Consider the following 15,992-nt stretch of genomic DNA (forward strand, 5'->3'; position numbering starts at 1 on the left):
CTCGGAATCACGGATAACTGAGTTTGATAGACTGAGTTGAGAGTTTCCGAGAACCTACTGTCAGTCAATAAAAAGGAGGTGAAAAAAGCTATGAGCACATTTTTGATTTTCTTGTTCGGGATCCTATTTTTGGCCGGAATCTTATTTATTAAACTACGTGCCACCAAAGAGGTCATGTGGAAAACCGTGCTTGTATGGGCTTTATATGGTATTGGCAGCGCAGTCTTATGGATGGGAGTCTCTTTTGTTTACATCAATGCCAGTGTCGGCCACGCTAAGGCAACAAGTACAGCGATCTTCTTATTTTTAGGTCTTGCGGTAGTAGTTGCTGTGATCCTAGCGCGTATGTTGGGATTCATCGGTAGCAAAAAAGTAAACGACAGCAAGTCTGTACAGGCGTGAAAGGAGTATAAGGATGAAAGATTCCATCGAAAGTAAAAACAATCCTGAAAAAAGATTTCAGGTGAGCCGCCGCGGTTTTCTGAAATCAGGTGCGGCTGCAGCTGCCATGGGTGTCCTTGGAGCGATTAAAGCCCCCGCAAAGATTGCTGAAGCGGCAACTGCACCCCACTTAGAGTATAGCTCACCGAAAAAAGGCCAATGGTCAAAATTAAGGCCTGAAATTAATTATGGAGGAGCTTCTGTCAGTTATGCAGAGCATAATGACCAGTGGTTGGGGACATCTAAGATCGTTGGTACTGTAAAAAATACCAAAGAATGTGATATGGGATTTGCACTGGCTGGTCGAGGGCTTCTTGGACAGTATACAGAAGATTGCATTTTTAAACCTGGAAGAGATCCGGTATCTGGTAGCTTAGGAATGGTTACCGCAATGATTGCCTCTGATGATGCAGTTAGTGGACCACCCATGACGAAAGATAAACTTCCCATTCCTGATCCGGAGCAAATGTCCATGCATATTAAAGATCTAGCCTACTGGTTAAGAGCTGATGAAGTTGGAATCGGCAAGATGCCCGAATACGCTTATTATTCTAGCCAAGCGGATCCTCAGTTGTTTACCGGTAAAGTTCGTCAGGGAGATCCCATAGGAGATAAACCGTATACCGAAAGGTCGCCTTATGTGATTGTTGTCGCAATTGAGCAAAATTTAGAGACTTTCTTGGCCTCAACAGGATATGACGGAATCTCAAGCGGCCAATCTCAGCGATGTTATCACGCTTCAGCTAACATTGCCGTAATAATGGCTACTTACATCAGAATGCTGGGCTATAATGCCAGAGCGCATCATTTTGCCAACTACGGAGCGGTTATGACGCCTTTACTGATTGCTGCAGGGATGGGAGAACTTACCCGGACAGGAGACTGTACAGCCCATCCTCGTATGGGATTCCGCAATAAGGTAGCGGCTATTACTACGGATTTGCCTTTGGTACCGGATAAACCTATTGACTTCGGAATGCTGGATTTCTGCAGAGTATGCAATAAATGTGCGGAAAATTGTCCAGGCGGAGCTATTACACACGACCGTGACCCGGTCGAGTATAACGGCTATTTGCGCTGGAACAGCGATTTCAAAAAATGTACAATATTTAGAGTAACAAATGATGAAGGAGTTTACTGCGGGCGCTGTATTAAAGTATGCCCATGGAGTTCCAAGGAGGATTCGTGGTTCCATCAGGCCGGCGTTTGGATCGGCAGCCACGGAGAGTCTTCTGCACGCGTATTAAGAAGTATCGACGATATGTTTGGTTATGGTACTGAAATCGTTGATAAATATAAATGGTGGCTGGAGTGGCCGGAGTTGTATAAATTTTAATGTAAAATTATTAATCCAAATGAATTTATAAGATCGTTTCAGCGGTGCCTGCAGAAGTGCGCCATATTGGCTCATGCGGACACTTTAAATGGTTGTATTCTAGATAATTCATAGAATAGCGGCGATTTATAACCCAATGCTGAATGAAGTCTTCTGCAATTGTAATAAATATCAATCCACTGTTTGAGAGCACGCTGTGTTTGTTCGATGCTCTGAAAGTATCGTTTGTAAACAAATTCTGTCTTCAAGGTTTGGAAGAACGATTCCATCGGGGCATTATCGTAAGGATTCCCTTTACGGCTCATACTGCCGATAATCTTATGCTTATCAAGTAACTCACGAAATGCCTTGCTAGTATACTGACTGCCGCGATCTGAATGATGAATAAGTCCGTGAGCAGGCCGTTCCTTGGCGATAGCCAGAGTCAGAGCTCGACAAACCAATTTGGGCATTTGGCTTTGTTCCAAGTGCCCAACCTACTATTTTTCTACGGCACAAATCCATGACGGCTGCGAGATAAGACCATTTTCCATTTGTCCTGACATAGGTAATGTCGGCCAGCCAAACTTTATTAATCTCTGTAACTCTAAACTCCTGGTTGAGCAGATTAGGAAATGCCTGTTCATTGAGATCAGCCTTAGTGGTTTGCGACTTGTACTTGCTCTTGATCTTAGCTTTAATACCATTTTGATGCATGATCCGCTGGATTTTGCTCCGACCGCACTTGACGTTATGTTCCTTGTTTAAAGATTCATAAACGCGCTGTACACCGTAGTTATGATCATTATCTCGTTCAATCTTTCTGATTTTGGCAAGGACCACGGCATCTTTATCCTGGCGACTCGGGAATCCAGCAGCTACCCACTGATAATATTCGCTTCGGGAAACTTCTATTATTTGGAATAACTTCTTAACAGCATATTTGAAGCGGTATTTGTAAATAAAAGCGTATTTTACTTGCTGTTCTTTGCAAAGTATGCCGTGGCTTTTTTTAGGATCTCGACCTCTTCTTCGAGTTCTTTAATACGCCTTTGGGCTTTCTTTAACTCAGCGTCTTCTGGCTTGAGGTTCCCTGATCCTGGGAAGGAATTTTCAGGATCTGTTTTGAATTGCTCAGCCCATTTGTAAATGGTATTTACATGCAATCCCAGTTCTTCAGCTAAACTCGTTGCTGTTCTTCTTCCCTCAAGATAGACCTGCGCAATTTCTCTCTTGAACTCTGAATCAAAATTCTTTTTACTCATTTCTGACACCTCTCTGGTTTTATTATACTAGCCATTCACGGTGTCCACAAAATCCATTACGCGGCAGTGTCCAAAGAAGCACCTCCTTTTGCATATAATTGTGGAGTTACACAGATCAGTCTAAAACAACTTTAAGATCAAATATTTTTCTCTTTTTTTCATCGACAGAACCTGCCCAAATTGAAGCATCCGACATAGGGTCCTATGTCAAGTTTATTCCAAAACGGCTTTTAATCGGCAGAAAGGACATAACTAAATTTTTTGAAAAATGTGTCTTGACGGTAGGGTGCGGTATAAATCACCTCACCAATAAAAATAATATAAGTAGTCTCCGCTAAACTTCAAAGCTTTATCTTAATATAAACTTAATATAATAAATTAAATATTTGGTATAATGGGAAAATATAGGAGGATAAAAATGGACAGAGTTACTAAAAGCTATATTTTGCCGGATGCATTTTCTAGTGTCCCTAAACTTCTAAATTATATCCATTTAGGATCTCTACGTAATTATGGCAAGGGGGAAATAATATTACAGCCTGATGAAATAATCGGTAGAATAATATTTGTACTATCAGGGAGATTCATTGCCTCTAGGATAACAGATGACGGCAGAGAAATATTTGTCAGTTCAGGCGGACCGCATAGCGTTATAAACAGATTGTTTGAATTTGAAGGAGACAATGTTCAGATTGTCGCGGTTGAGGCTAGCAAGGTATGTTTTTTCTCTGAAGACCAAATGCTTATGATATTTAAACATGATGAAAAAATAATTTCTGATTTCCTTTTCAATGAAAATCTTAAATTAAATTATTTTATTAAGCTTAGCTGTGAACTAAAGCTATATGCCCCTTCTATAAGAGTTTTGCGATTGTTTTATGGACTTTATAATTTGAACGGAAAATCAAAGGATACTTATTGGGAAATACAAATTGCATTGCCAAATAAAGTTATTGCTGAGATAACTGGACTCCATCATGTAACAGTTAGTAAAATACTTGGAAGTTTAAAAGAAAAAAAAATTTTACGCAAGAAAAAAAATGCAATTATTATTTATGATTTAGAAAAATTAAAAGATCTGGTTGATAAAGGAATATCTTACTAATTTGCTTATTTTAACTGCTTTCTCAGTAATATGACGAAAGCAGTTTTTTTATTATTCTTAAGGTGGCTTTGCAAGTATTCCTATAGAGTATTTGCAAACAATCGGTTATTTTTCCCAAAAATTCTTCAATAGCAAAACGTTTCCGTAGACAAGTTCATATAGGATTAGAGAAAAAAGCAAAAATATTTTTGCAAAGTAGTCGTGGCAAATCCACCTAAAAGCAGGGTTATGTACAATATCAGTGTAGTAACTCGGAGACACGGATAACTGAATTAAAAAGAGCCAAGAGCTGAAGGATGTAGCGAGCTTAATATAGGTTCTTTTGAGATGGAGATGAGGCCTATGTCATAACCCAACAGAAACCTTGTCAGGGAAGCTGGAAGAGATAATTGGGATAAACTTAGGATATCAACCGGGGATCAAGTTAGCACGCCGGGTTGGAAGGTTATCCGAGAGACTACTTTTAGTTAGTAAAAAGAGAGGTAAAAAGCTATGAGTATTTTTTTGATTTTCTTGTTTGGGATTCTATTTTTAGCCGGAATCTTATTTATTAACTCACGTGCCACAAAAGAGGTCATGTGGAAGACCGTGCTTGTTTGGGCTTTATATGGTATTGGCAATGCAGTCTTATGGATGGGAGTCTCTTTTGTTTACATCAATTCCAGTGTCGGCCACGCTAAGGCAACAAGTACAGCTATCTTCTTATTCGGAGGAATTGCGGTAGTAGTTGCTGTGATCCTGGCGCGTATGTTGGGATTCATCGGTATCAAAAAAGTGAATGACAACAAGTCTGTACAGGCATGAAAGGAGTAAAAGGGATGGTAGATTCCATTAAAAGCAAAAAAGAATCTGAGAAAAAATTTCAGGTGGGTCGCCGAGGTTTTCTGAAAACAAGTGCGGCTGCGGCAGCCATGGGCGTTCTTGGCGCAATAAAAGCGCCCGCGAAAATTGCCGAAGCCATAAGTGCCAGCAGTTACGGTTATATCCCGGGGGGAAAAGGGAAATGGTCCAAATTATGTCCTGAACCAAATTACGGAGGCGCTACTGTCAGATATGCGGAAAATAATGACCAGTGGCTGGGGACAAGCAAAATCATAGGGCCTATACAAAGAAAAAGCGAAAAAGATATGGGATTTGGTTTAGCGATTCAGGGAACATTAGGCGCAAAGGCGCACAATGGGTTTTTAAAACGAAGAAGTTATCCGTTGGTTGGGGGGTTTGGGACGGCAATAGGACCAATTTCCCTTAATACTATCGTCGACGGTAAACCTAATCCGGAAAGTCTCCCAATACCGGATCCTGAGCAGATGAGCATGCATATTAAGGATATGGCTTATTACTTAAGAGCTGATGAAGTCGGAATCGGCAAAATGCCCGAATACGCTTATTATTCTAACCAAATGGATCCGGGTCTAAATGATTTCCTTGTAATTAGCCGAACAACCGGCAAAGAGCCTCCCCTTGGGGAAAAGCCAGTTACTGAGAAAATGCCTTATGTGATTGTGGTGATGGTTGAGCAGCATTTAGAATCTCACCTGGCTTCGACTGGCTATGACGGAATTTCCAGTTGCCTTTCTTACCGGTGTTATCACGCAACAGCCAACATTGCTGTAATAATGGCTAAATACATCAGAGAGTTGGGTTATCACGCTAGGGCTCACCATTTTGGCAACTATGCGGCGGCTATGCCCCCGTGTATAATTGCCGCGGGGATGGGGGAATTAACCCGGACTGGGGACTGTGCAGCTCATCCTCGTATGGGATTCCGCAATAAAGTAGCAGCTATTACTACGGATTTGCCTTTGGTACCGGATAAACCGATTGACTTCGGAATGCTGGATTTTTGCAGGGTATGCAATAAATGTGCGGAGAACTGCCCGAGCCAGGCTATTTCTTCTGATCTTGACCCGGTCGAGATGAACGGCTACCTGCGTTGGAACAGCGATTTCAAAAAATGTACTGTATTCAGAGTATCCAATGAAGAAGGAACAAGCTGTCATCGTTGTATTAAAGTATGTCCGTGGAGTTCCAAGGAAAATTCCTGGTTCCATGAAGCCGGGATCTGGATCGGCAGCAAAGGGGAGTCTTCGGCGCGCCTGCTTAGAAGTATTGACGATATGTTCGGTTATGGGACTGAAATTGTCGAAAAATACAGATGGTGGATAGAGTGGCCGGATCTATACAAGGTCCCAATGTAATTGCTGCATCAATGAAATCGGTAGATTAAACAAATTCTTAAGCCCTCGACTTTCCGAAAGGAAGTATTGAGGGCATTGTTTATGTTCTGAGACATTTCCCAAGGATCTCGTCTTGAAGCTGCCATTTCGACAATGAATAAAAAAGACATTATACTAATTTGCGTATAAAAGGTTACATTATTTTCCTATTTATGATATAATAAATACATACCAACTTGGAAGGTGTGTATTTGAAATGAGACAGAAAGAATTTACCCAAGAACAAATTGATGCAATATTAAAAGCTGAAAAAGAAGCGGATAACAAGTATGTAATAAAGAGACTTATGGTATTACGTCTTCGGGCAGTACAGAACATGCCATCAAAAGAAATAGGAAAAATGGTTGGGTACCCGCCTGCAAGCGTAAACAATATTCTCAGCAAATATTTCAATAATGGTCTAGAATCAATGCTTGGAGAAAATCGTAAAGGTGGAAATAAAAGATACCTTACACAATCTGAGGAAAATCAGATCCTTCAAGGATTTGAATCCCAATCAGAAGAGGGGAAGATCCTAATCGTTGCAGATATTAAGGAAGCATATGAGAAAACTGTCGGTAAAGAGGTACCAAAATCAACAATTTATAGAATGTTAAAAAGACAAGGATGGCGAAAAGTAATGCCCAGAAGTAAACATCCTAAGTCTAAGCCTGAAGAATTCAGTGCTTATAAAAAAAATCACGGATAAGATAACTGAACTGGTAAATTTTACAAGTAACACAATATCAAAAAAACTTCGTTTAATGTTTCAAGATGAAGCTGGTTTTGGCCGGATCAACAAGCCCAAACGGTGCTGGTGCAAGAAAGGACTGAGACCAAATGTCCCTTGTCATAGAGTTAGAGAATATTCCTATGCCTATGCAGCCGTCTCCCCGCATGATGGGGAAATGGTATCTCTTGTACTTCCATATGCCAACACGGCTTGTATGAACATATTTCTTAAAGAAGTTTCAAAAAGATATCCCGATGACTACATTCTTATGGTCGCAGATAACGCTGCATGGCATAGATCAAAAGGACTTGCTATCCCAGATAATATGGAAATATTTCCATTATTACCCTACAGCCCCGAACTAAATCCCGTTGAACAAATTTGGGATGAAGTAAGGGAAAAAGGATTTCGAGATGAGCTATTCAACACATTGAAACACGTGGAATTAAGACTGTGTGACACACTTGCAAGTCTTGAAAATAATCACTTAAGGGTAAAAAGCATTACTGGCTGGGATTGGATTGTATCTAATGATTTATACGCAAATTAGTATGAAAATATTGGCCGTTTAAAAAAACGACCAAAGTATTATTAATTGTTTAAATGTGCGGAGAATTGCCCGGGCGGAGCGATTACAACTGATCGTGACATGGTCGAGCATAACGGTTATTTGCGTTGGAACAGCGATTTCAAAAAATGTACATTGTTTAGAATAACAAATGAAGAAGGAGTTGGCTGCGGGCGTTGTATTAAAGTATGCCCGTGGAGTTCCAAGGAGGATTCGTGGTTCCATGAGGCCGGTGTTTCGATCGGCAGCCACGGAGAGTCTTCTGCACGCTTATTAAAAATTATCGATGATATGTTTGGTTATGGTACTGAAATGGTCGATAAATATAAATGGTGGCTGGAATGGCCGGAATTGTATAAAATTTATTAATCTAAACGAGTATGAGAGATGATTTCAGCGGTGCCTGCAGGAGGCACCGCTGAAAATTTTATTCTAAAAATGATGGTATTTATCAAAATATCTATATTTTTTCATTTCATAAAATGAGAACCGCATGACTATAGCATGAAGAAACGTCAGATTCAAGGCGTTTCTTCATGCTTTTTTGGATTAAGATTGCGTTTTTTGCTTCCATTGTGGAATAACATGTGAATAATAACACAGAAGATTTTAATATTATGCTTTATATTGTTCTCAAATGGCGTATGAGATGAAAACATTTCGTAATAAGGAGGCAAAAAAGCTTTGAGTACTATATGAATTGCGGGGAAATTATTTCTAGTCGGAATTTTGTTTTTGAAAACCAATAAAAATAAAAGGGGATCTGTATAATGAAACTTAACTATCTATCTAATATGACAACAAAGCAAGTTAGGAATTTAGAAGAAAAAACGAACATTGCTCTATTTCCAATGGGTCCATGCGAAGTTCATGGGACACATCTGCCAATGATGGTTGATGTAACGAGTGCTAACGAAATGACTGAACGAGCTGCCCAAAAATTAAAAGCCAAAGGTATTGAAACATTAATAGCTCCGACTCTTCATTATACCTTAGCTGATATTGCGAACTTATTTGATGGCAATATCACTCTGAGATTTGAAACTGTTGTTAATATTGTAGAAGACGTTTGTCTTGGTTTAGCGAAATGGGGCTTTAATAAAATAGTTATTATATGCGCTCATGGCGAACCCAAAAACAACGAAGCGATCAAAGAAGGAATCAAAAGAGCTTCACTGAAAAAAGATGGATTAAATGTTAAGGTATCCGAGTGGTTTCATCATGGACTGCCTAGAATGAGTTCAGTATGCAAGGGAGAACATCCGGAATGGGATTTTCATGCCGGAGAATGGGAAACAGGCTTAATCTTACTTAGACATCCCGAATTAGTGGATCAGGAAGAACTAAGTAAGTTAGAACCGAACTGGGAGGCAGAACATCTCTTTGCGGGCATTTCAGCCGGCAAAGACAATTGGAAAGATTTAGGCGCTCCTTTGGCATATTTAGGCGATCCTCAAATCGCTACGAAAGAAACCGGTGACAAGGTATACGATATTTTCTCCGACATTGTAGTTGAAGAGGTACTTGAACTAATCAAATAAACAGGGGAAAAATTATATAAGTAAAGCATCATTCATTATTGGAGCGTCCATAATGGCCAATTTATGTGTATAGTAACACAGAAGATTTTAATATGATGCATTATATTATTAGCGAATGGCAGATGAAATGAAAGTAGTCTGTAATAAGGGAGGTGAAAAAAAAAGCTATGAGTACTGTATTAATTTTTTTGGCCGGGATATTATTTTTAGCCGGAATTTTGTTTATTAAACCGCGTGTCAAAAAGGATGTCATGTGGAAGAATGTGCTTGTTTGGGCTTTATACGTAGTTGGGAGCGCTGTCTTATGGATGGGAATCTCCTTTGTTTACATTAACGCCACAGTCGGTCACGCCAAGGCGACAAGTACAGCCATCTTCTTATTTGGAGGAATCGCAGTTGTAATTGCCGTGATTCTAGCGCGCCTGTTAGGATTCATCGGCACTAAAAAAGTAAAAGACAATGAATCAGCATCAGCATGAAAGGAGGAAAAAAGATGGCAGATTCTTTAAAAAGTAAAAATGCTCCAGAAGAAAAATTTCAGGTAAGCCGCCGTGGCTTCTTGAAAACTGGAGCGGCTGCAGCGGCAATGGGCGTTCTTGGCGCCATTAAAGCGCCCTCGAAAATAGCTGAAGCTGCGGTAAGCAACTACGAATACATTACCCCTAAAAAAGGACAATGGTCTAAGCTGAAACCCGAGCCTAATTATGGAGGCGCATCCGTCAGTTTCGCCGAGCACAATGACCAATGGCTTGGCACATCCAAAATCGTAGGGACGGTAAAGAAGTTTAAAGAAAAAGATATGGGATTTGCTTTAGTTGCCCAAGGTCTTTTAGGACCTAAGGCACAGGCGGGGTTCTATACGATCGGTATTAGACACCCGCTGAGTGATGCGCTTGGCTGGGCTATTTCCCCCATATTCGGAGAAAACATCGTTGATGGTCAGCCCAAAAAGGAAAAACTTCCGATACCTGATCCTGAGCAAATGTCCATGCATATTAAAGATGTTGCTTATTATCTAAGAGCTGATGAAGTCGGAATCGGGAAGATGCCTGAATACGGTTATTACTCCGATAAAATGAATCCACCGATGATGGGAATTATTGGCGGTATGGTTCCAAGGGGAACTCCTCTTCAAGATGTACCCTTTACGGAGAAGATGCCCTATGTCATCGTTGTTGCGGTTGAGCAGCATTTAGAGACTTACTTGGCCTCAACTGGATATGACGGAATTTCAGATTCTCAATCTTTCCGGTGTTATCATTCGACCGCCAACATTTCTATAATTATGGCTAAATACATCAGAGAGCTTGGATACCACGCCAGAGCACATCATTTTGGCAACTATGGAGCTGTAATGGCACCCTGTTTAATCGCTGCAGGGATGGGGGAGCTTACCCGGACCGGAGACTGTGTTGCCCACCCGCGCATGGGATTCCGCAACAAAGTGGCAGCCATCACCACGGACTTGCCTTTGGTCCCGGATAAACCGATTGATTTCGGAATGGCGGATTTCTGCCGTGTGTGCAATAAATGCTCCGATAATTGTCCTTCCCAAGCTATCACGCGTGACAGGGACATGGTTGAATATAACGGCTATTTGCGTTGGAACAGCGATTTCAAGAAGTGTGCACAATTTAGGGCAAGCAATGATCAAGGAGTTAGCTGTGGCGTTTGTATTAAAGTATGTCCATGGAGCTCCAAGGAAAGCTCATGGTTTCATGAGGCCGGAATTTGGATCGGAAGCAAAGGAGAAACTGCCTCAAGCCTCTTAAAAGGAATTGACGATATGTTTGGCTATGGCACAGAGATTGTTGATAAATATAAATGGTGGTTGGAATGGCCAGAACTGTATAAGTTCGAATATTAATCCAACGAGTATAGGTAAAAAATTTCAGCGGCGCCTTTGGAAGGCGCCGCTGAAATTTTTGGCGTCATAGCCCAGCGAACGAATATAATGTGCCTTTTTTCGTAATAAATTTAAACAAAAAATAAATATGAGTAGTATTTACTAATGGAAATATATATAAATGTATATACAATATAACTTGAAAGAAGAAGATAATGTTATCAATTTTTCGGCAATAATTTTGTTAAATTAATAGGTAACATTATATTAATAATTTTTAAATACTGGAGGTAAATTAAAATGGATTTGTCGCTATTAACACAGAAAATTGGAGAACTCGATGAAGAAAAAGTATTTGAAATGCTGAATGACTTTGTTAACACAAATCCCAGTCCAGATGAATCCAAAAAGGTGGTAGCTGCTTGTCAGAGCGGGATGTCAGTAGTCGGAGATTTTTTTGAAAAGGGGGAATACTTTGTCGGTGATTTGATCTTTGCCGGGGAGTTGTTAACCAGTGCAATTGATATTTTAAAGCCGGTTATGGACACCCAAAATGCTGGAACTGTCGGTTCAATGGTGCTTGGAACTGTTGCAGGCGACTTGCATGACATTGGAAAAAACATTTTTAAGAGCATGGCTGAAGCAGCAGGTTTTAAAGTATACGACCTGGGTATTGATCAATCTGCAGGTGAATTTGTAGAAAAAGTAAAAGAGGTAAATCCTACAATTGTTGGTTTAAGCGGTGTTTTGACGTTAGCATTGGAATCGATGAAAAATATTGTTGAGGCTTTAGAAGAAGCGGGATTACGCAGCAAAGTTAAAGTTATTATCGGTGGTAACCCTGTAACGAAAGAAGCTTGTGAAACAATCGGTGCTGATGCATTTACCACGAATGCAGCAGAAGGGGTAAAAATATGCCAGAAGTGGGTTGGTTAATCGTAAGGGTTATACGATAACCGTTAAATCAGTATCGGAGGAAAACTCGCAACGAAGAAAACTTGTGAAATAAATAGCACAGGAGGATCTAGTATGAGCGATAAATTAAAATTGTATGATGAACGTGTCAAAAGGCTCAAAGATGCCATAGAATTAAGAGAACCAGACAGGGTTCCTATTTACGGTCTGGTAGACAATTGGGCTCTTTCCTATTATGGAATAACCTTAGAAGAAGCATTAAAAGATGTAGAACTTGAATACAAAGCTTATTCCAAGGCCTTAACAGATTTTCCCTTTGATGGGGCACTCGCTTCACGCGTAACCTTTCCCCTTAATTTTGTGTATTCCTTAGGCGGCGGAATTTTTAACAATGCGACGGAAACCATTCAAATCGCCACCGGTCATTCGGAAATTATGGCAGTAGAAGAGTATGATGAGCTTATTGCTGATCCGATGAAATTTATCCGCGACAAAATTCTTCCTAGAAAACATAAGATTTTCCAAGAGGGGACAGTGGAAGAAAAGTTCGCGAAATATGCCAATTCACTTTCCATCTTCTTCCAGTTTGGTCAAACAACAAAGATGTTGGCGGAGAGGTTTAAAACTGAACATGGACTTCCGATAACCAACGCGGGTGTAAATCATTTTATGCCCGGTGATATGATAATGGACTATTTAAGGGATTTCAAAGGGATTATGAGGGATATTAAAAAATGTCCTGATAAAGTGGCTGAAGCCTGCATGGCAATGGTCGACCCTATGGTAAAAGACACATTTGGAAAAATGCGTACTGTTTCTGATGACAAATATGTTCATTTATATCTGCATTTGCCGCAATTTATCAGAGCGAAAGAGTTTGAAAAGGTTTACTGGCCATCCTTTAAAAAATATGTTGAAGCAGTTGCAGCAAGAGGTGTCAAGATTCTCATTCTATTTGAAAAGAATTGGGAACATCTGTACGAGTATATACAGGAGTTTCCAAAGGGATCGGTTATTGGATTCTTTGAAGAGGACGATCTGAGAAAGGCGAAGAAAGCCTTAGGAAACACTATGTGTATTGCCGGCGGTTTAAAGACAAACGACCTGTACTACGGAACAAAGGAAAAATGCATTGAAGTTGCCAAGGGATTAATCGATGATTTAGCTCCGGGCGGCGGATTTGTCTTTGCACCGGACAAAGTTTTGGCAACTAAAAATGATGCCAAGGCAGAAAACTTAAAAGCTGTTACTGAATTTATTGTGGAATATAGCTCAAAGTAATAGAAACTTCCATCTGTTATCTGAAAATAAATATGTAACCCTAAAGAATAGGAGGGTGTTCTTAAAATGAGTGACATGGAAATGATCTTTAAAATGGCAAGGGAAAGAATTTTATCACAGTTTCTTCATTCAGATCAGGAAAAAGATGGGGTTGAATTGGCTTTAACGCTGCTAATGCTCTATTCATAGGTCTGACGTTACAAAGAAGTAAAAATGTTATATCACTTGGGGCTGTATCACAACTTAGCCCAAATGAAGGACGTCAATAAAATGAAGTGCACCCCAAATGTTGGACAAAAAAATCTAGCATTAGGAGGTGCACTTTTCTTTTGGGAGTGTGCAGCCTTACATAAATCAAACGTTCTACCGTTCTCGCAGCAGTTAAAAACAGAAATATTTCACTAACATGCCAAAACTCCGCTGCTTACTGCAAGTCGTCGCCCTGCCTGACGAAGGCCAAGGCAGCGATTCCATATGGGGAGTAGGGAAAGTGGCTTGCCAGATTCGAATCCGGATTCGAATCTTAGTTTTTCCCAAGCGGTCGTCCCCCCTGGGGATTATGAAATTTTAATCAAAAAACGCTTAAGAAATACTAAGCGTTTATTTTTATAATAGATGCTATATTTAAATGGAAATTGTGGTTTCCGGAATCAGGGCAATTGCGGAAGTTGCTAATAAAAAATAAAGGAGGAGAAATATGGGTACATTTTTGGTCTTTCTAGCGGGTGTTCTTTTTTTAGCCGGCCTACTATTTATTAAACCTAGAGCAAATACGGACAAAAAATGGAAAACTATTCTTAATTGGGTCTTGTACGTCGCATGGTATGCAATTACTTGGATGGGGATTTCTTTCATTTATATTAATGCCAGCGTAGGGCATGTCAAAGCAACGAGTACAGCAATCTTTTTGTTTTTAGGTATTTCAGTTGTACTAGCAGTAGTCTTAGCAAGACTCTTAGGATTTTTCGGTAAACAACAGAAAAAAGCAAATACAAGTTTAGAAGCTTAAAGAGGTGAAAAAGGATGTCTATTGAAAAACAAGAAGAGAAGCAGAAACACGAGCAGCATCAAAAGATAAATCGACGTAATTTTCTAAAGGCAGGAGCAGCCTCAGCTATTTCCATGGGTGTTCTTGGTATGGCAAATGCTTTGCCGGTGCAAGCTGCCGAGACGGTGACAAACTCCGCAGGACAGTCGAAGCTTCATCCGACGAATTACGGCTTAGCCTCAGTTAAAATGGCTGATTTTAACGACCAATGGTTGGGCACAACCAAGATCGTTGGCCCTATAAAAAAATTCCATGAGGCAAATCAGGGATTCAACTTGGTTTTCCGCCATAAGGTTTCCGAGGCGGCTTTTAAGGCGAACATGTTTTACCATGCTGCTGCAAAATATCCTTTGGGAGATGCTTTAGCCAAGTTTACTTTAAGCTTAGCTCCGATGGTCTCTGGAAAACCCGCCCCTGAAAAATTGGCTATTCCCGACCCTGAACAGATGTCCCAGCATATCAAAGACTGCGCCTATTTCTTAAGAGCTGACGAGGTTGGCATCGGCAAAATGCCTTCATTTGCATACTATGAGTTCAAGGCACCTCCTCTTGCAGATATGATGAAAGATGACTTGTCCAAATCAGTGCCTGTCACAGAGAGCCTGCCTTATGTCATCGTTGTCATGACGGATCAGCACCTGGAGACCATGATGGCATCTACCGGCTATGACGGCATCAGCGGTTCCCAATCATTCCGTTCTTATCATGCAACCGCCGTTATTTCGGTAATCTTGGCAAACTATATCCGTAATCTTGGTTACAATGCCAGGGCGCATCATTTTTCCAATTATGCCTTGATCCTGGCTCCATGTATGGTATCCGCAGGACTGGGAGAGATGACAAGGACAGGTGACTGTATAGCTCACCCGACACTTGGATTCCGCAACAAAGCTGCCGCTGTGACCACAGACTTGCCGCTAGCTCCAGATAGGCCAATTGATTTCGGCGCTCAGGATTTCTGCAGGGTGTGCAAAAAATGTGCCGATAATTGTCCTTCGGGAGCGATTACCCAAGACGAGGATTATATTGAAAAGAATGGTATTTTGCGTTGGCAGAGTGACATTAAGAAATGCGTTGAATTCCGTGTAACCAATAAAGAAGGATCCATGTGCGGACGCTGCATGAAAGTATGTCCATGGAATTCCAAAGAAGACTCCTGGTTCCATCAGGCCGGCACATTTATCGGTAGTCAAGGGGAAACTGCTTCAAGTTTGCTCAAATCGATTGACGATATATTTGGCTATGGTACTGAACAGATTGAGAAGTACAAATGGTGGTTAGAGTGGCCTGAACGTTATTAACTCATTGAGTAAGTAACAAATCAAAGAAGAATTTAATAGGAAAATGCATATGTCTCTGACAACCCGAATGTTGTCAGAGACAAATTGCTATGTAAAAAAAATAATATCCTTTGCTTTACCATTAAAAATTTGAGAAATCAACGATATATTCATAATTTATGTTACCAATACACAGTATAAAAGATATAATCCTTTATACTAATTTCGTCTTCTAATAATTGACAAGCTCTTTTAAATAAGATAATTCCTGATAAACTAAGTTTAGACCCAATTCTTCATTTGTTTAAGCAGGTGAAGGCATAATATCTAATCTTTTTGTATTATCTAAAACTAATTTTTATTAATCTCCTGCTAAATCTAATCTTAGCATAAGAATCGATAAAGTATATTAGTATATGCAAAAGGAGGAATTAGATA

General features: G+C 40.2%; 18 protein-coding genes and 1 pseudogene. 16 read left to right on the forward strand and 3 right to left on the reverse strand.

Annotated features, from left to right (window positions below):
* Window positions 1–90: 90 nt before the first annotated feature.
* Window positions 91–402 (forward strand): dehalogenase, encoded by a 312-nt coding sequence (locus AB3489_RS05040; RefSeq protein WP_368294174.1) that lies wholly within the window; start codon window positions 91–93, stop codon window positions 400–402.
* Window positions 403–415: 13 nt separating this feature from the next.
* The gene (locus tag AB3489_RS05045) at window positions 416–1,777 is read left to right on the forward strand and encodes a reductive dehalogenase (protein ID WP_368294175.1); all 1,362 of its coding nucleotides are present in this window, start codon (window positions 416–418) and stop codon (window positions 1,775–1,777) included.
* 71 nt (window positions 1,778–1,848) lie between these two features.
* Here the strand turns inward: AB3489_RS05045 and AB3489_RS05050 are convergent, their stop codons facing one another.
* From AB3489_RS05050 to AB3489_RS05060, 3 genes are read right to left on the reverse strand one after another with little or no spacing between them, the layout of a single operon-like run.
* Window positions 1,849–2,229 (reverse strand): IS3 family transposase, encoded by a 381-nt coding sequence (locus AB3489_RS05050; protein ID WP_368294585.1) that lies wholly within the window; start codon window positions 2,227–2,229, stop codon window positions 1,849–1,851.
* Complete coding sequence (locus tag AB3489_RS05055) at window positions 2,129–2,755, reverse strand: IS3 family transposase (protein ID WP_368294586.1); 627 nt, start codon at window positions 2,753–2,755, stop codon at window positions 2,129–2,131. The genes AB3489_RS05050 and AB3489_RS05055 overlap by 101 nt, the downstream gene beginning before the upstream one ends.
* Window positions 2,731–3,021 carry a transposase gene (locus tag AB3489_RS05060; RefSeq protein WP_368294176.1) on the reverse strand — a complete coding sequence of 97 codons (291 nt, stop codon included), beginning with the start codon at window positions 3,019–3,021 and terminating at the stop codon, window positions 2,731–2,733. Before AB3489_RS05060 ends, AB3489_RS05055 begins: the two co-directional genes overlap by 25 nt.
* 418 nt (window positions 3,022–3,439) lie before the next feature.
* Here AB3489_RS05060 and AB3489_RS05065 point away from each other — a divergent pair, with 418 nt between their 5' ends.
* The 14 genes and pseudogenes from AB3489_RS05065 (at window position 3,440) to AB3489_RS05130 (ending at window position 15,575) form a co-directional block, all read left to right on the forward strand.
* A complete protein-coding gene (locus AB3489_RS05065) occupies window positions 3,440–4,126 on the forward strand; it encodes a Crp/Fnr family transcriptional regulator (RefSeq protein WP_368294177.1) in 687 nt (228 codons plus the stop codon).
* 492 nt (window positions 4,127–4,618) lie between these two features.
* Window positions 4,619–4,930: a dehalogenase gene (locus tag AB3489_RS05070; protein WP_368294178.1), complete on the forward strand. Its 312-nt coding sequence runs from the start codon at window positions 4,619–4,621 to the stop codon at window positions 4,928–4,930.
* Window positions 4,931–4,944: 14 nt separating this feature from the next.
* Window positions 4,945–6,324 (forward strand): reductive dehalogenase, encoded by a 1,380-nt coding sequence (locus AB3489_RS05075; protein ID WP_368294179.1) that lies wholly within the window; start codon window positions 4,945–4,947, stop codon window positions 6,322–6,324.
* 235 nt (window positions 6,325–6,559) lie between these two features.
* Window positions 6,560–7,051 carry a transposase gene (locus tag AB3489_RS05080; RefSeq protein WP_368294181.1) on the forward strand — a complete coding sequence of 164 codons (492 nt, stop codon included), beginning with the start codon at window positions 6,560–6,562 and terminating at the stop codon, window positions 7,049–7,051.
* Entirely contained in the window at window positions 7,026–7,625 is a 600-nt protein-coding gene (locus AB3489_RS05085; RefSeq protein ID WP_368294182.1) for an IS630 family transposase, read from the forward strand. The genes AB3489_RS05080 and AB3489_RS05085 overlap by 26 nt, the downstream gene beginning before the upstream one ends.
* 51 nt (window positions 7,626–7,676) lie before the next feature.
* Window positions 7,677–8,012, forward strand: a pseudogene (locus AB3489_RS05090) (4Fe-4S double cluster binding domain-containing protein); the annotation flags it as partial.
* A gap of 401 nt (window positions 8,013–8,413) precedes the next feature.
* Window positions 8,414–9,184: a creatininase family protein gene (locus AB3489_RS05095; protein ID WP_368294183.1), complete on the forward strand. Its 771-nt coding sequence runs from the start codon at window positions 8,414–8,416 to the stop codon at window positions 9,182–9,184.
* A 167-nt stretch (window positions 9,185–9,351) separates the two neighbouring features.
* The gene (locus tag AB3489_RS05100; RefSeq protein WP_368294184.1) at window positions 9,352–9,663 is read left to right on the forward strand and encodes a dehalogenase; all 312 of its coding nucleotides are present in this window, start codon (window positions 9,352–9,354) and stop codon (window positions 9,661–9,663) included.
* Window positions 9,664–9,677: 14 nt separating this feature from the next.
* Window positions 9,678–11,051: a reductive dehalogenase gene (locus AB3489_RS05105; protein ID WP_368294186.1), complete on the forward strand. Its 1,374-nt coding sequence runs from the start codon at window positions 9,678–9,680 to the stop codon at window positions 11,049–11,051.
* Window positions 11,052–11,330: 279 nt separating this feature from the next.
* Window positions 11,331–11,966, forward strand: coding sequence for a B12-binding domain-containing protein (locus tag AB3489_RS05110; RefSeq protein ID WP_368294187.1), 636 nt, complete (start codon window positions 11,331–11,333; stop codon window positions 11,964–11,966).
* 93 nt (window positions 11,967–12,059) lie between these two features.
* The gene (locus tag AB3489_RS05115) at window positions 12,060–13,226 is read left to right on the forward strand and encodes a uroporphyrinogen decarboxylase family protein (protein WP_368294188.1); all 1,167 of its coding nucleotides are present in this window, start codon (window positions 12,060–12,062) and stop codon (window positions 13,224–13,226) included.
* A 66-nt stretch (window positions 13,227–13,292) separates the two neighbouring features.
* Window positions 13,293–13,415: a hypothetical protein gene (locus tag AB3489_RS05120; protein ID WP_020491082.1), complete on the forward strand. Its 123-nt coding sequence runs from the start codon at window positions 13,293–13,295 to the stop codon at window positions 13,413–13,415.
* Between the two features lie 508 nt (window positions 13,416–13,923).
* Entirely contained in the window at window positions 13,924–14,235 is a 312-nt protein-coding gene (locus AB3489_RS05125; protein ID WP_015043211.1) for a hypothetical protein, read from the forward strand.
* Window positions 14,236–14,249: 14 nt separating this feature from the next.
* Complete coding sequence (locus tag AB3489_RS05130; protein WP_368294189.1) at window positions 14,250–15,575, forward strand: reductive dehalogenase; 1,326 nt, start codon at window positions 14,250–14,252, stop codon at window positions 15,573–15,575.
* Window positions 15,576–15,992 lie beyond the last annotated feature (417 nt).

The organism is Dehalobacter sp. TBBPA1, from assembly GCF_040931655.1.
Classification (GTDB): Bacteria; Bacillota; Desulfitobacteriia; order Desulfitobacteriales; family Syntrophobotulaceae; genus Dehalobacter; species Dehalobacter restrictus.

What these genes read in the sequence shown, in the direction of transcription:
- AB3489_RS05040 (WP_368294174.1), top strand. Translation starts at nt 91, where the DNA reads ATGAGCACATTTTTGATTTTCTTGTTCGGGATCCTATTTTTGGCCGGA.
- AB3489_RS05045 (WP_368294175.1), top strand. Translation starts at nt 416, where the DNA reads ATGAAAGATTCCATCGAAAGTAAAAACAATCCTGAAAAAAGATTTCAG.
- AB3489_RS05050 (WP_368294585.1), bottom strand. Translation starts at nt 2,229, where the DNA reads ATGCCCAAATTGGTTTGTCGAGCTCTGACTCTGGCTATCGCCAAGGAA.
- AB3489_RS05060 (WP_368294176.1), bottom strand. Translation starts at nt 3,021, where the DNA reads ATGAGTAAAAAGAATTTTGATTCAGAGTTCAAGAGAGAAATTGCGCAG.
- AB3489_RS05065 (WP_368294177.1), top strand. Translation starts at nt 3,440, where the DNA reads ATGGACAGAGTTACTAAAAGCTATATTTTGCCGGATGCATTTTCTAGT.
- AB3489_RS05070 (WP_368294178.1), top strand. Translation starts at nt 4,619, where the DNA reads ATGAGTATTTTTTTGATTTTCTTGTTTGGGATTCTATTTTTAGCCGGA.
- AB3489_RS05075 (WP_368294179.1), top strand. Translation starts at nt 4,945, where the DNA reads ATGGTAGATTCCATTAAAAGCAAAAAAGAATCTGAGAAAAAATTTCAG.
- AB3489_RS05080 (WP_368294181.1), top strand. Translation starts at nt 6,560, where the DNA reads ATGAGACAGAAAGAATTTACCCAAGAACAAATTGATGCAATATTAAAA.
- AB3489_RS05095 (WP_368294183.1), top strand. Translation starts at nt 8,414, where the DNA reads ATGAAACTTAACTATCTATCTAATATGACAACAAAGCAAGTTAGGAAT.
- AB3489_RS05100 (WP_368294184.1), top strand. Translation starts at nt 9,352, where the DNA reads ATGAGTACTGTATTAATTTTTTTGGCCGGGATATTATTTTTAGCCGGA.
- AB3489_RS05105 (WP_368294186.1), top strand. Translation starts at nt 9,678, where the DNA reads ATGGCAGATTCTTTAAAAAGTAAAAATGCTCCAGAAGAAAAATTTCAG.
- AB3489_RS05110 (WP_368294187.1), top strand. Translation starts at nt 11,331, where the DNA reads ATGGATTTGTCGCTATTAACACAGAAAATTGGAGAACTCGATGAAGAA.
- AB3489_RS05115 (WP_368294188.1), top strand. Translation starts at nt 12,060, where the DNA reads ATGAGCGATAAATTAAAATTGTATGATGAACGTGTCAAAAGGCTCAAA.
- AB3489_RS05120 (WP_020491082.1), top strand. Translation starts at nt 13,293, where the DNA reads ATGAGTGACATGGAAATGATCTTTAAAATGGCAAGGGAAAGAATTTTA.
- AB3489_RS05125 (WP_015043211.1), top strand. Translation starts at nt 13,924, where the DNA reads ATGGGTACATTTTTGGTCTTTCTAGCGGGTGTTCTTTTTTTAGCCGGC.
- AB3489_RS05130 (WP_368294189.1), top strand. Translation starts at nt 14,250, where the DNA reads ATGTCTATTGAAAAACAAGAAGAGAAGCAGAAACACGAGCAGCATCAA.